Genomic DNA, 14,714 nt, shown 5'->3' with positions numbered 1-14,714 from the left:
CGCGTATTTCGCTGTAAATACCTGTTTCTAAATGAAATGCTGCAAAGCAAAAGGCCCCCGTGTGACACGGGGGCCTTTCACCTGGCAGGGACTCGAGAAGCTTAGTTGCTCTGGCGGCGCAGGAAGGTCGGGATGTCGAGCCCGTTCATTTCCTCCGCATTCGGCTGCGCCGGAGCGGGCTGCGGCGCGGCGGGGCGGGGCGCGGCCTGCTGCGGGGCCGCCGGCTGGGTGGTGTCACCCTCGCCGGTCAGGTTGCGGCGCATCAGGCCCGTCGCCTTGCGGAAGAGGCTGAAGCCGCCGCCGCTGGTCGGCGCCGGGGCCGAGGCCGGCGAGGGCGCCACAGGCCGGGTCGCCGTCGGCGCGCTGCGCTGCTGCGGCTCAGCCTGGGACGCGATGCCCGCCGGCACATCCTCGGGCGAGGGGGCCTCGACCGGGGCGAAGTTGGTCTGCGACTCGGCGAAGCCAGCCGGGGCGGCGGGCACGGGGGCGGCAGAAGCCATGCCGGCCGGGCGGCGCGGCGCGCCAGCCATCGGGCCACCGACGCGCACGGGGCCACCCACCGGCGCGCCCTGCTGCGGCATCATGGCGCGGGGCGCCACCGGCGCACCCATCACGCCACGCGGCTGGTTCGGCTGCTGCGGCGCGATGCCGGTGTTGGAGACGGCGTTCACCGGCCCGGCGCCACCCATGGCCACCAGCTTCGGACGCTCGGCCGCCGGCTGCTCCTGAATGGCGTCTATACCGGTGGCGACCACCGAGACGCGGAGGCGGCCATTCATGTCCTCGTCGACCGAGGAGCCGAAGATGATGTTGGCATCTTCGTCCACTTCGCTGCGGATGCGGTTGGCCGCGGCATCCACCTCGAACAGCGTCATGTCGTAGCCGCCGGTGATGTTGATCAGCACGCCCTTGGCGCCGAGCATGGAGGTATCCTCCAGCAGCGGGTTGCTGATCGCGGCCTCGGCCGCCTTCACCGCGCGGTCCTCGCCCTCGCCCTCGCCGGTGCCCATCATCGCCTTGCCCATCTCCGCCATCACGGTGCGGATGTCGGCGAAGTCGAGGTTCACCAGGCCCGGGTTGACCATCAGGTCAGTGACGCCGCGCACGCCCATGTAGAGCACGTCGTCCGCCATCTTGAAGGCTTCGGCGAACGTGGTGCGCTCGTTCGCCTTGCGGAAGAGATTCTGGTTCGGAATGACGATCAGCGTGTCCACATAGGACTGCAGATCCTCCAGGCCGACCTCGGCGGAGCGGCGGCGCTTCGGGCCTTCGAAGTCGAAGGGCTTCGTCACCACGCCCACCGTCAGGATGCCACGCTCACGCGCCATGCGCGCGATGACCGGCGCCGCGCCGGTGCCCGTGCCGCCGCCCATGCCCGCGGTGATGAACACCATGTGCATGCCTTCGAGGTGCCGCGCCAGGTCCTCGGTCGCTTCCTCGGCCGCCGCGCGGCCGATTTCCGGCTTTGCGCCCGCGCCCAGGCCCTGCGTCAGGTGCGGGCCGAGCTGCACGCGGCGTTCCGCGCGGCTGTGCACGAGCGCCTGCGCGTCGGTATTCGCCACCAGGAACTCGACGCCGTCGAGGCCCATGGCGATCATGTTGTTCACGGCGTTGCAGCCCGCGCCGCCAACACCGACGACGGTGATTCGCGGACTGAAATCCGTGTGCTGCTGGCGCGGGATGGTCAGGTTCAGCGTCATGACAGCATGTCTCCTTGGGCGTGGCCAGCGGCGTTGTTCGGGCGGTGAATCGGCGCGCGTTCAGAATGCATCAGACGCGGTCGCGAAGCCAGTTGACGAAGCGAATAAATCGACCGTTTCCGCGTTCCGGAGCAGGATCCAGATCAAGCAACGGACGGCCCTCGCCAGCACCCCAGTGCAACAGCCCCAGGGTAGTGGCGAAATCAGGACCAAGTGCGGAATCCGGCAGACCCGGCACGGGTTGCGGCCTGCCGATCCGCACGGGTTTATCGAGGATGCGCGCGGCAAGATCGCGCACGCCAACCAATTGGCTGGCGCCGCCGGTCAAGACCACGCGCGCACCCGATTCACTGCCAACCAGCGCGCTCTCCAGCCGGTCGCGCACCAGTTCCAGGGTTTCTTCCAGCCGCGGCCTGATGATGCCGACCATGTGGGCGCGCGAAACCTGCACCAGATGGTCGTCATCCTCGCCGACCTGCGGCACGGACAGCATTTCCTTCTGGTCGTTGCCGCCTTCCATGCAGGAGCCATGCAGCGTCTTCATGCGCTCCGCATGCCCTAGAGGCGTGGCGAGGCCGCGCGCCAGATCGTTGGTCACCTGCCAGCCACCCACCGGAAGCTGTGCCGTGTGCAGCAGGTAGCCGTCGCCATAGACGGCGATATTGGTGGTGCCGCCGCCCATGTCGATGACAGTGGCGCCAAGCTGCTTCTCATCCTCGACAAGAACGGAGAGTGCTGCGGCGAAGGGCGCGCTCACCAGCTCCTCCACCTCCAGGTCGCAGCCGGCGAGGCAGAGGCCGAGGTTGCGCAGCGCCGCGGAAGCCCCATCCACCAGATGCAGCTTCACGCCGAGCAGCTCGCACATCATGCCGCGCGGATCTTCGACGCCTGGCGTGGAATCGATGGTGAAGCCGAGCGTGGCGGCATGCACCGTCTCGCGCCCTTCCTCCTGCGAGCGGCGGCGGCCTTCGCTCAGCACCGCGCGCAGGTCAGCTTCCGTGACGGCACGGCCGCCGATCGGCCATTGCAGGTTCATCACGCGCGAGGAAGGCTGGCCGCAGGAGAGGTTGACGATAGCGCCCGAGAGCTTCAGGTCCGCCATCTCCTCCGCCTGCGCGACAGCCGCGCGGATGGAATGCTCGGCTTCCTGCAGGTCGACGATATTGCCGCCCTTGACGCCGCGCGCGCGCTGCCAGCCATAGCCGAGCACGCGCGGCCTGCCGTCGCTTTCCACCTTGCCGATCAGGCAGACCACCTTGGAGCTGCCGATATCCAGCACACCATATGGCCCGCTGCGCGCGCGCTTGCGCTTCAGCGGTTGTGTCTCGGCGGCGGAAAGGCGGGTGATGCGGTTCATCCGCGGCCTCGTCCGCGCGGACTGGTGGCGGGCTGCTCGGGCTGCGGGTGCTGGCGCACCACCAGCCGGTCCGGCAGCCGCATGTCGATGGCGACAACAGGCCGGTCCAGCAGCGACTGTGCCTTCTGCAACTCGGCCAGCCGCGCGATGGCGGCATCCTCATGCCCCTCGGGCAGCAGGATATCGGTGCCGTTGTGCAGCCGCAGGTTCCAGCGCCGCTGGCTGACATAGATCAGCGCCTGGGTGCGGGCGAGCACCTCCGGCGCCTTCTTCAACTCATCGTAGACGGCGGCGCCGTTCTTGTGCGCGCCTTCGCCCACCAGCAGCGGCAGCGGGCCGAAGGCATCCAGCGTATCGGCGGAGACCACGCGGCCCTCGCGGTCCACCACCGCGAAGTCGTTGTTGTGCTGCCAGATGGCGAAGGGCCGCCGCTCATGCACCACCACCAGGATGTTGCCGGAGAGGTTGCGCTGCACCTCCGCGCTCTCGATCCAGGCAATGCTTTCCAGCCGCTGCCGCGCCGCTTCCGGCGAGAAGGCCAGCAGCGGGTCGCCGTTGCGGATGCCGATGGCGGCGCGGATCAGTTCCTTGGGCGTGTTCTGCTGCCCGCGCACCACGATCTCCTGCACCGTCAGCCCGAAGCCGGCGCCGATCTCGGCGACGCCTTCGTTCAGCCAGGAGAAGCGGCCGGCGGGTTCCAGCGCCGCGAGGCTGACGCCGCAGACCGCCGCGATGCTGAGCGCGCCGAGGCCGAACAGCGCCGGGCGCAGCAGCGGCCGGCGGCGGCGCAGCCAGAGGCGCAGGCTGCTGGGGCGCTGCGGCGCGGGCGCACGGGGGCGGGTGCCCTCGGCGGCCAGGCGCGAGCGCGGCGCGCCGCGCATCGATGCAGGGTTACGGGCCATGGCGAGCTTCCTGCACCATCCATGCGCACAAATCGGAAAAGCCGATGCCGCGATAGGCGGCCTGCTCGGGCACCAGGCTCGTACGGGTCATGCCAGGCTGTGTGTTGACTTCCAGCAGCACAACGCGGCCGGTGGAGTCATCATATCGCAGATCGGCCCGCGATACGCCACGACAACCCAGCGCATCATGCGCAGAACGTGCGATGCGCATCGCCTCCCGCGCCACATCCTCCGGCACCTGCGCCGGAATGGTGTGCCGGCTGCCGCCATCGGCGTATTTGGCGTCGTAGTCGTAGAAGGCATGGCCGGTGCCGATCTCGGTCACCGCCAGCGCATCCTCGCCCATCACGGCCACGGTCAGCTCCCGGCCGGGGATGTATTCCTCGGCCATGATCTGCGGCCCGAAGCGCCAGTTGCGCGCCACCTCGGCGCGGCGGTTGTCGCCCTCGCGCAGGATCTCGACGCCGACGGAGGAACCTTCGTTCAGCGGCTTCACCACATAGGGGCGGGGCAGGGGGTCGGCGGCTTCAAGCTGCTCGGCCGTGACGACGCGGTGCTCGGCCAGCGGCAGGCCGGCAGCGGCGAAGACCGCCTTGGCCGCGTGCTTGTCCATCGCGACGGAGGAAGCCCGCACGCCGGAATGCGTGTAAGGAATCTTAAGCCAGTCCAGCACGCCCTGGATGCAGCCATCCTCGCCGAAGGGACCGTGCAGGGCGTTGAAGACCGCGTCCGGCTTCTCGCGCTGCAAGGTGGCGATCAGCGCGGAAAGATCCTGCGTCACCTCCACCGGCAGCACCTCGAAGCCGGCGTCGCGCAGGGCCGCGATGACCTGGGCGCCCGTGGCCAGCGAAACCTCGCGCTCCGAGGAAAAGCCGCCATGCAGAACCGCGATGCGCTTCACGACAAAGCCTCCCCGATCCGCTTGATCTCCCAGTCCAGCGTGATGCCGGACATGTCGCGCACCTTTTCGCGCACATCCTCGCCCAGCCCTTCCAGATCGGCGGCCGTGGCCTCGCCCAGGTTGAGCAGGAAGTTGCAGTGCTTCTCCGAGATCTGCGCGCCGCCGCGCTTCAGCCCGCGGCAGCCGGCGGCATCGATCAGCGCCCAGGCCTTGCGGCCCGCCGGGTTCTTGAAGGTGGAGCCGCCGGTGCGGGCGCGCACGGGCTGGGTTTCCTCGCGCGCGGCGCGGATGGTGCGCATCTGCTCGGCGATGGCGTCCTTGTCGCCCGGCTTCGCATGGAAGCGCGCACGCACCACCACGCCGCCTTCCGGCAGCGCGGCGCGGCGATAGGCAAAGCCGAGTTCCGCCGCCGAAAGTCGCAGCAGGCCGGCGGGCGTCGCAATCTCGGCCCAGTCCAGCACGTCCTTCACCTCGGCGCCGTAGGCACCGGCATTCATGGCGACGGCGCCGCCGATGCTGCCGGGAATGCCGGACAGAAAGGCGAGGCCATCGAGACCCGCTTCCGCCGCATGTTCCGCTACCGTCGCATCCAGCGCCGCGGCACCGGCGACGATGCCATCGGCTTCCACCACGATCTCGGAAAAGCCACGTGCCAGCTTCAGCACGATTCCGCGCACGCCGCCGTCCCGCACCAGCAGGTTGGAGGCGGCGCCGATGGTGATCAGCGGCATGTCGCGCGGCTTGTCGCGCAGCAGCAGCAGCAGGTCGTCCACATCGGCCGGGCGCACCAGCCACTCGGCCGGGCCGCCGACGCGGAACCAGGTGGTGGCGGCCAGCGGCGCATCCTGCTGCACGCGGCCGCGCAGCGGGGGAAGGGTCGGGTTTTCCGCCATGCCGGGCTTCACCGCTTCCCCCCGGCGACGCGCGGGCGCGGCTGCAGTTCCATCAGCTTCTCGGGCAGGGCTGCGGCCCAGGTGGTGATATTGCCGGCGCCGAGGCAGACGACGTAGTCGCCCGGCTTGGCGATGGCATTGATCATCTCCGGCAGGCTGTCCGGCCCGGGCAGCGGCACGACGCTGCGATGGCCGTGGGAGCGCAGCCCGTCCACCAGCGCGTCGCGGTCGAAGCCCTCGATCTTCTGCTCACCGGCGGCGTAGACATCCGCGACAATGACGGTGCCGGCATCGTTCATGCACTGGCAGAAGTCCTCGAACAACTGCTTCAGCCGCGAATAGCGGTGCGGCTGCACCACCGCGATCACGTCCCGCGCGCCCGCCTGCCGCGCCGCCTTCAGCACGGCGGCGATCTCCACCGGGTGGTGGCCGTAATCGTCGATCACCTGGATGCCATTGGCCTCGCCCACGCGGGTGAAGCGGCGCTTCACGCCCTTGAAGCCGGCCAGCGCCGAGCGGATGGTGCCTTCGTCGATATCCATCTCAATGCCGACGGCGATGGCGGCCAGGGCGTTCTGCACATTGTGCTGGCCCAGCATCGGCAGGCGCATCGGCTTCAACTGGCGGGTGCGGCCGGTGTTGCGGTCATGCACCGTCACCTCGAAGGTCGCGCCCATGCGGTCGGTGATCAGGCGCTCCGCCCGCACATCGGCCTGCTGCGAGAAGCCGTAGGTGATCAGGCGGCGATCGATCGAGGGGATCATCGCCTGCACATTCGGGTGGTCCGCGCAGAGCACTGCGAAACCGTAGAAGGGGATATTGCCGACGAACTGGGCATAGCCCTGCTTCATCGCTTCCTCGGTGCCCCAGTGGTCCAGGTGCTCCGGGTCCATGTTGGTGACGACGGCGGCGACAGCCGGCAGGCGCAGGAAGGAGCCGTCGCTCTCATCCGCCTCCACCACCATCCATTCGCCCTCGCCCAGGCGGGTATTGGTGCCATAGGCGTTGATGATGCCGCCGTTGATCACGGTCGGGTCCAGCTTCGCCGCTTCCAGCACGGTGGCGACCAGCGATGTCGTGGTAGTTTTGCCATGGGTGCCGCCGATGGCGATGCCCCACTTCAGCCGCATCAGCTCCGCCAGCATCTCCGCGCGGCGCACCACCGGAATGAGGCGGGAACGGGCGGCCACCACTTCCGGGTTGTCGCGCTTCACGGCGGTGGAGGTCACGATCACCTGCGCCGTGCCCAGATTGGCGGCGTCATGGCCGATCATCACATTGATGCCGGCCTCGCGCAGCCGGTCGATGTTGTAGCCTTCGGCGATGTCGCTGCCCTGCACCACGTAGCCGAGGTTGTGCAGCACCTCGGCGATGCCGGACATGCCTATGCCGCCGATACCGACGAAGTGGATGGGCCCGATATTCAGCGGCAACGCGCGCATGGCAGTTCTATTCCTGAAAACCGCGCGCCGCGGCGCGGGAGAGTACGAGATCGGCCAGTGTAGCGGCGGCTTGCGGTGCCGCCAGTGCGGCGGCCGCGGCGGCGGCACGCGCCAGTGCATCCGGTGTTTCCAGCAGGTCCTGCAAAGCCTTGGCCAGGGCGGCCGGCGTGAAGTCCCGCTGCGGCACCACCTGCGCCGCGCCGGCATCGGCCAGGGCGCGGGCATTGGCGGATTGGTGGTCGTCGATGGCGCCGGGCAGCGGCACCAGCAGGCTGGGCCGCCCGGCGCAGGCCAGTTCCGCCACGGTGGAAGCGCCCGCGCGGGCGATCACCAGATGCGCGGTGGAATACAGCCCGGCCACATCGCCGAAGAAGGGCGAAAGCTCCGCCGGGACATGCAGTTCCTCATAGGCGGCGCGGACGCGCGGCAGGTCTTCCGTGCGGCATTGCTGCACGACCGAGAGCCGCTGCCGCAGCGCCGCCGGCAGTTCCGCAATGGCGGCCGGCACCACATCGGAAAAGATGCGGGCGCCGAGGCTGCCGCCCAGCACCAGCAGCCGCACCGAACCCTGCGGCTGGATGAAACCCTGGCCCGCCAGCGCCGCGACCGCCGGCCGCACCGGATTGCCGACCGGCACGCGGTTCGCGCCCTCCGGCACGCGCTGGGTATTGGCGATGGCCAGCGCCAGCGCATCGGCCCCGCGCGAGAGCAGGCGGTTGGCGCGGCCGAGCACCGCGTTCTGTTCATGCAGGATGGTGGCCGGGCGCTGGCCGCCCAGCATGCGCGCCGCCAGCAGCGGCGGCACGGAAGGATAGCCGCCGAAGCCCACCACCGCCTGCGGCTTCAGGCGCAGCAGCAGCCCGCGCGCCTGCATGGTGCCAGCCACCAGCGCCGCGGCGCCCTTGGCGGCGCGCAGCATGCCGCGCCCGGCGAGGCCCGCGCCCTGCAGCACGAAGCGTTCCGTATTGGCGAAGACGGCGCTGCCGTAATCGGCGCTGCGGGCATCGGTCATCAGCGCGATGCGGTGGCCACGGCGCAGCAGTTCCGCCGCCAGGGCCTCGGCGGGGAAGAAATGCCCGCCGGTGCCACCGGCGGCGATGACGATGGGGCGCGTCATTCCTCGTCCTGCGCGGCGCGCGAGATGCGGCGCCGCGTCAATGCCAGCAGCATGCCCGCGCCCAGCGCCACCGCGACGACGGAGGAGCCGCCGTAGGAGATGAAGGGCAGCGTCATGCCCTTGGTCGGGATCAGGTGCAGCGCCGAGGCCATGTTGATGAAGGCCTGCAGCCCGAACTGCGTCAGCAGCCCGGTGGCGCCGAGGATGATGAACATGTCGCGCTCGCCCAGCAGCCGCAGCAGCCCGCGCAGCACGATGAAGCCGAAGACGCCGAGGATCAGCAGGCAGATCATCATGCCGAACTCCTCGCCCGCGACGGCATAGACGAAGTCGGCATGGGCGTCGGGCAGCATGGCCTTCAGCCGGCCCTCGCCGGGGCCCACACCCAGCAGGCCGCCATGGCCGAAGGCCTCCATGGCCACCGTCACCTGGTAGGTGTCGCCGGAAGCGGGGTCGAGGAAGCGGTTCAGGCGGTCCCGGAAGTGCGGCATGGTGAAATAGGCGCCGACCGCGCCCAGCACGCCCACCACGCCGCAGCCCGCCACCAGGAAGATGTTGATCCCGACGACGAAAAGCTGCGCGAAGAAGACCGAGGCCACCACCATCAGCATGCCCATGTCCGGCTGCTTGGCCAGGGTGCCGACGATCATGAAGAACAGCACGCCCACGGCGGCATAGGCGCGCCAGCCGTAGTTGCGCCCTTCCGCCAGCAGCCAGGCGGCGACCACCGCAAAGCAGGGCTTCATGAATTCGGAAGGCTGGATGGTCAGGCCCGGCAGGTGCAGCCAGCGCCGCGCGCCCTTGATCTCTACGCCGACGGAAAGCGTCGCCATGGTCATCAGCAGCGCGCCGATGCAGCCCAGCAGCGCCAGGCGCCGCACCAGCTTCACCGGCATCACCGAGATCGACACCATCACCGCCGTGGCGGCGGCCAGGAAGAAGACCTGCTTCAGGATGAACATGTCGCGCGAAGAGGCGCCGATGCGCTCCGCCACGCCCGGGGATGCCGCCAGCAGCATCACATAGCCGAAGCCGACCAGCGACAGCAGCGCCGCCAGGGTCCAGCGGTCCACCGTCCACCACCAGCGGCCCAGAACGGAAGTGTCGGCGCGGGAGAGAGCCATCACACGGTTTCCATCAAGCTGGCGACCTGGGCGCGGAAGGCATCGCCGCGCGCATCGAAGCCGGAGAACTGGTCGAAGCTGGCGCAGGCGGGCGAGAGCAGCACCACCGGCGTATTCGTCGCGCGCGCGGCGGCGAGGGCGGCGGGCACCGCGGCCTCCAGCGTGCCGGCGATCTCATGCGCCACGCCGCCAGCCGCGAGGGTGGCGGCGAAATCCTCCGCCGCCTCGCCGATCAGCACGGCATGGGCGATGCGCGGAAACAGCGGCGCCAGCGGCGCGATGCCGCCCGCCTTGGGCACGCCGCCCGCGATCAGCACCACGCGGTCGTAGCTGGCCAGCGCGCGTTCGGTGCTGTCGGCATTGGTGGCCTTGCTGTCATTGACGAAAGCGATGCCGTCGATCGTGCCCACCGCTTCCTGCCGGTGCGGCAGGCCGGGGAAATCGGCGATGCCGGCGACGATCTCCTCCCGCGTCAGGCCGAGATGCAGCGCCACGGCGGTGGCGGCGGCGGCATTCTGCGCGTTGTGGCTGCCGGGCAGGGCGGGGGCGGTGCCGAGGTCGGTGATCAGCCCGTCGTCGCTGCGCAGCGCGCGCTCCTCGGCCCAGATGCCACCGGACTGCCGCGCCTGGCCGGAGATCCGCACCACCTTGCCGGCGCGGCCGGCGGCGAAATGCGGGCCCCATTCATCGTCCATGCCGACCACGGCGAGGCTCGTGCGGTCCTGCCGGTCGAAGACATGCATCTTGGCGGCCGCATAGCCGTCCATGCCGCCATGCCGGTCCAGGTGGTCCGGCGAAAGGTTGAGCTGCACCGCCACGTCGAAGCGCAACTCCTGCATCCGCTCCAGCATGTAGCTGGACATCTCCAGCACATAGAGGCCGTCGTCGCCCAGCAGCGGCAGGCCCAGCGCGGCGGGGCCGAGATTGCCGCCCACCGCCACCTCGCGCCCGGCGCGGGCGAGCAGGTGGTGGATCAGCGCCGTGGTGGTGGATTTCCCATTGGTGCCGGTGATGCCGATGAAGCGCGCGGCGCTGCCGCTGGCCCGCACGGCGCGGAACAGCAGCTCGGCATCGCAGATCACGGGCACATTGGCCCGGGCCGCGGCAGCGGCGGCCGGATGCACGCGCGGCAGGATGTGCGGAATGCCAGGAGACAGCAGCAGCGCGTCGAAGGGGAAGCGCGGCACCTCGGCCGGGTTGCCCACCGGCAGGCCGGCGGCGGTGGCGGCCTCGCGCGCCGCCTCGCCATCGTCCCAGCACAGGATCTCGGCGCCCCATTCCACCAGCCGGCGCGCGGAAGGCAGCCCGGCACGGCCGAGGCCCACCACGGCGAAACGCTGTCCGGCGAAGGGGAGGAAAGGGGCGGTGCTCATCAGCGGATCTTCAGCGTCGAGAGGCCGACCAGCGCCAGGATCATGGCGATGATCCAGAAGCGGATCACGATGGTGGGCTCGGCCCAGCCCTTCTTCTCGAAATGGTGGTGCAGCGGCGCCATCAGGAAGACCCGGCGGCCGGTGCGCTTGAACCAGAAGACCTGGATGATGACGGAGACCGTCTCCACCACGAAAAGCCCGCCGACGATGGCCAGCACGATCTCATGCTTGGTGGCGACCGCCACGGCACCCAGCGCGCCGCCGAGCGCGAGGGAGCCGGTATCGCCCATGAAGACGGCGGCCGGCGGCGCGTTGAACCACAGGAAGCCGAGGCCCGCGCCGATCAGCGCGGAAAGAAACACCGCCAGTTCCGCCGTGCCCGGCACGCCGTTGAGCTGCAGGTAGTCGGCGAAGACGCGGTTGCCGACGAGATAGGCGATCAGCCCGAAGACGGCGGCGGCCAGCAGCACCGGCACCGTGGCCAGGCCATCCAGGCCATCCGTCAGGTTCACGGCATTGGAGGCGCCCATCATCACCAGCATCGCCACGACCGGGAAGAGGATGCTGAAGTTCAGCATCGTGTCCTTCAGGAAGGGGATGCTGAGCTTGAAGGCCATGCCGCTGGGCTGCAGCGAGGTGATCCAGATGGCCGCGATCAGCCCCACGCCCGCCTGCACCACCAGCTTCATGGTGCCGGAAACACCCTTGGTGTTGCGCTTGGTGACCTTCAGCCAGTCGTCCCAGAAGCCCAGGGCGCCATAGCTCAGCGTCACCAGCAGCACGGCCCAGACGAAGCCGTTGCGCAGGTCCGCCCAGAGCAGCGTGGCCGGCACCAGCCCGGCCAGCATCAGCACGCCGCCCATGGTGGGCGTGCCCTTCTTGGTCAGAAGGTGGCCTTCCGGCCCATCGGTGCGGATGGGCTGGCCGCCGTTCTGGAAGGAGCGCAGCCAGCGGATGATGGCATTGCCGAAGAACAGGCTGATGAACAGCGCCGTCATGCAGGCCGCGCCGGAGCGGAAGGTGACGTAGCGGAACAGGTTGAAAAGGATGAAGCCCTCGGAGAAAGGCGAGAGCAGATTGTAGATCACGAGTGCGCCCCTTCGGACTTCAGGGCGCCGACCACCGCCGCCATGCGGGTGCCGAGCGAACCTTTAACCAACACAACATCGCCCGGACGCACGGCCGCCCGCACCAGCGGGGCAAGTTCCTCGCTGGTGGGGGCATGGGCGCCGCGCAGGGCTTCTGGCAGGCGGTCGTATAGACCACGCATCAAGGGACCGCAGCAAAAGACGAGGTCGGCATTGCCCGCCACATCGGGGAGCAGACCTTCGTGCAGCGCAGGGCCGAAATCGCCAAGCTCCCGCATATCGCCCAGCACGGCGATGCGCCGCGTGGCCTCCTGCGTGCCCAGCACGGCGAGCGCGGCGCGCATGGCGGGGGGCTGGCCGTTATAGCTTTCGTCCAGCAGCAGCGCCTCGCCGCCCGGCAGCGCCAGGGCGACGCGGGCACCGCGGCCGGCGCCGGGGCGGAAGCTGTCCAGCGCCGCGGCGAAGCGGGCGGGGTCGGCGCCCAAGGCCGTCCCGGCCGCCAGCGCCGCCAGGGCATTGACCACCAGGTGCCGCCCCGGCGCGCCGATGGAGAGCGTCAGGTGCTGCCCATGCAGCATGACCTCGGCGGTGGAGGAGAGCGGGCCGCAATCGGCCGAGAGCAGCCGGGCATCCGCCGCCGCGTGCTCGCCGAAGCCGGTGACGCTGGCGCCGGCGGCGCGGGCACGCTCCGCCAGCATGGGGAAGAAGTCGCTGTCGCGCGGCAGCACGGCGACGCCGCCGGCGGAAAGCCCTTCCAGGATATCCGCCTTCTCCGCCGCGATCTCCTCCAGCGAGCCGAGATGGCCGATATGGGCGGCGCCGATCTGGGTGATGACCACCACATGCGGCCGGGCCAGCCGGGCCAGGGGCGCGATCTCGCCCCGGTGGTTCATGCCGATTTCCAGCACGCCATAGGCGGCCTCGCGCGGCATGCGGGCGAGGGTCAGCGGCAGGCCCCAGTGGTTGTTGTAGCTGGCCACGGCGGCATGGGTGACGCCGAAGGCCGAAAGCCCGTGCCGCAGCATGTCCTTGGTGGTGGTCTTGCCGACGCTGCCGGTGATGGCCGCGATGCGCGCGGCACTGCGCGCCCGCCCGGCGGCACCCAGCGCGGCGAGGCCGGCCAGTGTGTCGTCCACCCGCAGCAGCGGCCCGCCCGCCACGTCGCGGTCCACCATGGCGGCGGCCGCGCCGTTGGTGAAGGCGGCGGGGACGAAGTCATGCCCGTCCCGCGCATCGCGCAGCGCCACGAAGAGGTCGCCCGGCTGCACGGCGCGGCTGTCGATGGCCACGCCGGTGACGGCGGCCTCGCCCTCCAGCGCGCCGCCGGTGGCGGCGCGCAGCTCGGCGGCGGTCCAGAGCGGGCTCACGCGGCCTGGCCCAGGATCCGGCGCACCGTCTCCACATCGTCGAAGGGCAGGGTGGTGGTGCCGATGGTCTGGCCGCTCTCATGGCCCTTGCCAGCCACGGCCAGCACGTCGCCCGGCGCCAGGCCCTCGATGGCATGGGCGATGGCGGCGGCGCGGTCGCCGACATCCTCGCCCTGGCTCATGCCGGCGCGCACGGCGGCGCGGATGGCGGCGGGGTCCTCGGTGCGCGGGTTGTCATCGGTCACGACGGCATGGTCGGCGAGGCGGGAGGCCACCTCGCCCATCAGCGGGCGCTTGCCGGGGTCGCGGTCGCCGCCGGCGCCGAAGACCACATGCAGCCGGCCGGTGGCATGCGGGCGCAGCGCCTTCAGCAGCCGCTCCAGCGCATCCGGGGTATGGGCGTAATCGACATAGACGGCGGCGCCATTGGGCAGGCGCGCCGCCAGTTCCATCCGCCCGCGCACGCCGGAGAGCTTCGGCAGCAGCGCCAGCACCTGGTCGGCGGGCAGGCCGGTGGCCACGGCCAGGGCGGCGGCCATCATCACGTTATCGGCCTGGAAGCGGCCGGGCAGGGGCAGCGAGACCTCGGCGCGGCGACCGAAGGCATCCAGCACCAGCACCTGCCCCTCGGGCAGCGCCTCCTGGCGCAGCAGGCGGATAGCCTCGCCCTGCTCGCCCACCGTGTGCAGGCGCAGGCCGCGCCGGGCCGCGATGCCGCGCAGCTGCGCCAGCACCCCGGCATCCATGTCGGCGCTGGCCACGGCACCGGCGCCGGGCTCCAGCAGCGTGTCGAACAGCCGCAGCTTGGCGGAAGCATAGCCCGCCATGTCGCCATGGTAGTCCAGGTGGTCTCGCGTCAGGTTGGAGAAGCCGGCGGCGGCAACGCGCAGCCCGTCCAGCCGCCGCTGCTCCAGCCCGTGGGAGGAAGCCTCCAGCGCCGCATGGGTCACGCGCCCGCGGGCGAGTTCCGCCAGCGTTTCGTGCAGCTTCACCGGGTCCGGCGTGGTCAGCGACGGCGTCTCGGGGAAGTCCGGCGCCCGCAGCCCCAGTGTGCCGAGGGAGGCGGCGCGCTTGCCTGCCAGCGTCCAGATCTGGCGCAGGAAATCCACCGTGCTGGTCTTGCCGTTGGTGCCGGTCATGGCGACCACGGTGGCGGGCTGCAGCCCGTAGAAGCCGGCGGCCAGTTGCGCCAGGGCGCGGCGGGCATCGGCGGAGGTCAGCATGGGGCGGGGTGGCACGCCGGCGGGCCAGTCGGTGCCTTCCGGCGCCAGCACGGCGCCGGCGCCGCGCGCCACCGCATCGGCGATGAAGGCACGGCCATCGGAGCGCGTGCCGGGCAGGGCCGCGAAGAGGTAGCCCGGCCGCACGGCACGGCTGTCCGCCGTCAGGCCCAGGATATCGGGCGTGGCGGCTGCTTGCAGCAGGTGGAGGCCGGGCGCGTGGCGCATGA

The 14,714-nt window shown here is 70.5% G+C and carries 12 protein-coding genes; all 12 read right to left on the bottom strand.

Going from position 1 to position 14,714, the window contains the following annotated elements; genetic code table 11:
* Window positions 1-101: 101 nt before the first annotated feature.
* Complete coding sequence (gene ftsZ / locus EBE87_RS16120) at window positions 102-1,700, bottom strand: cell division protein FtsZ (RefSeq protein WP_122140072.1); 1,599 nt, start codon at window positions 1,698-1,700, stop codon at window positions 102-104.
* Between the two features lie 70 nt (window positions 1,701-1,770).
* A complete protein-coding gene (gene ftsA / locus EBE87_RS16115) occupies window positions 1,771-3,057 on the bottom strand; it encodes a cell division protein FtsA (protein ID WP_120641109.1) in 1,287 nt (428 codons plus the stop codon).
* Complete coding sequence (locus EBE87_RS16110; RefSeq protein ID WP_233560117.1) at window positions 3,054-3,959, bottom strand: cell division protein FtsQ/DivIB; 906 nt, start codon at window positions 3,957-3,959, stop codon at window positions 3,054-3,056. Before EBE87_RS16110 ends, ftsA begins: the two co-directional genes overlap by 4 nt.
* The gene (locus EBE87_RS16105; protein ID WP_120640492.1) at window positions 3,949-4,860 is read right to left on the bottom strand and encodes a D-alanine--D-alanine ligase; all 912 of its coding nucleotides are present in this window, start codon (window positions 4,858-4,860) and stop codon (window positions 3,949-3,951) included. The genes EBE87_RS16110 and EBE87_RS16105 overlap by 11 nt, the downstream gene beginning before the upstream one ends.
* Complete coding sequence (gene murB, locus EBE87_RS16100; RefSeq protein WP_120640498.1) at window positions 4,857-5,753, bottom strand: UDP-N-acetylmuramate dehydrogenase; 897 nt, start codon at window positions 5,751-5,753, stop codon at window positions 4,857-4,859. The genes EBE87_RS16105 and murB overlap by 4 nt, the downstream gene beginning before the upstream one ends.
* Before the next feature lie 8 nt (window positions 5,754-5,761).
* A complete protein-coding gene (gene murC / locus EBE87_RS16095; protein ID WP_120640493.1) occupies window positions 5,762-7,195 on the bottom strand; it encodes a UDP-N-acetylmuramate--L-alanine ligase in 1,434 nt (477 codons plus the stop codon).
* Between the two features lie 7 nt (window positions 7,196-7,202).
* A complete protein-coding gene (gene murG, locus EBE87_RS16090) occupies window positions 7,203-8,312 on the bottom strand; it encodes an undecaprenyldiphospho-muramoylpentapeptide beta-N-acetylglucosaminyltransferase (RefSeq protein WP_120640494.1) in 1,110 nt (369 codons plus the stop codon).
* Complete coding sequence (locus tag EBE87_RS16085) at window positions 8,309-9,436, bottom strand: FtsW/RodA/SpoVE family cell cycle protein (RefSeq protein ID WP_199707857.1); 1,128 nt, start codon at window positions 9,434-9,436, stop codon at window positions 8,309-8,311. Before EBE87_RS16085 ends, murG begins: the two co-directional genes overlap by 4 nt.
* Window positions 9,436-10,809 (bottom strand): UDP-N-acetylmuramoyl-L-alanine--D-glutamate ligase, encoded by a 1,374-nt coding sequence (murD, locus tag EBE87_RS16080; protein ID WP_120640496.1) that lies wholly within the window; start codon window positions 10,807-10,809, stop codon window positions 9,436-9,438. Before murD ends, EBE87_RS16085 begins: the two co-directional genes overlap by 1 nt.
* Entirely contained in the window at window positions 10,809-11,897 is a 1,089-nt protein-coding gene (gene mraY / locus EBE87_RS16075; RefSeq protein ID WP_120640497.1) for a phospho-N-acetylmuramoyl-pentapeptide-transferase, read from the bottom strand. Before mraY ends, murD begins: the two co-directional genes overlap by 1 nt.
* Complete coding sequence (locus tag EBE87_RS16070; protein ID WP_122140071.1) at window positions 11,894-13,264, bottom strand: UDP-N-acetylmuramoyl-tripeptide--D-alanyl-D-alanine ligase; 1,371 nt, start codon at window positions 13,262-13,264, stop codon at window positions 11,894-11,896. Before EBE87_RS16070 ends, mraY begins: the two co-directional genes overlap by 4 nt.
* Window positions 13,261-14,712 (bottom strand): UDP-N-acetylmuramoyl-L-alanyl-D-glutamate--2,6-diaminopimelate ligase, encoded by a 1,452-nt coding sequence (locus EBE87_RS16065; RefSeq protein ID WP_120641243.1) that lies wholly within the window; start codon window positions 14,710-14,712, stop codon window positions 13,261-13,263. Before EBE87_RS16065 ends, EBE87_RS16070 begins: the two co-directional genes overlap by 4 nt.
* Window positions 14,713-14,714: the final 2 nt, after the last annotated feature.

The sequence above is a fragment of the Teichococcus wenyumeiae genome, from assembly GCF_003696345.1.
Lineage (GTDB): Bacteria > Pseudomonadota > Alphaproteobacteria > Acetobacterales > Acetobacteraceae > Pseudoroseomonas > Pseudoroseomonas wenyumeiae.
The sequence above is the reverse complement of the archived record's forward strand: the minus strand, read 5'-3'. Positions and strand labels throughout refer to the sequence as shown.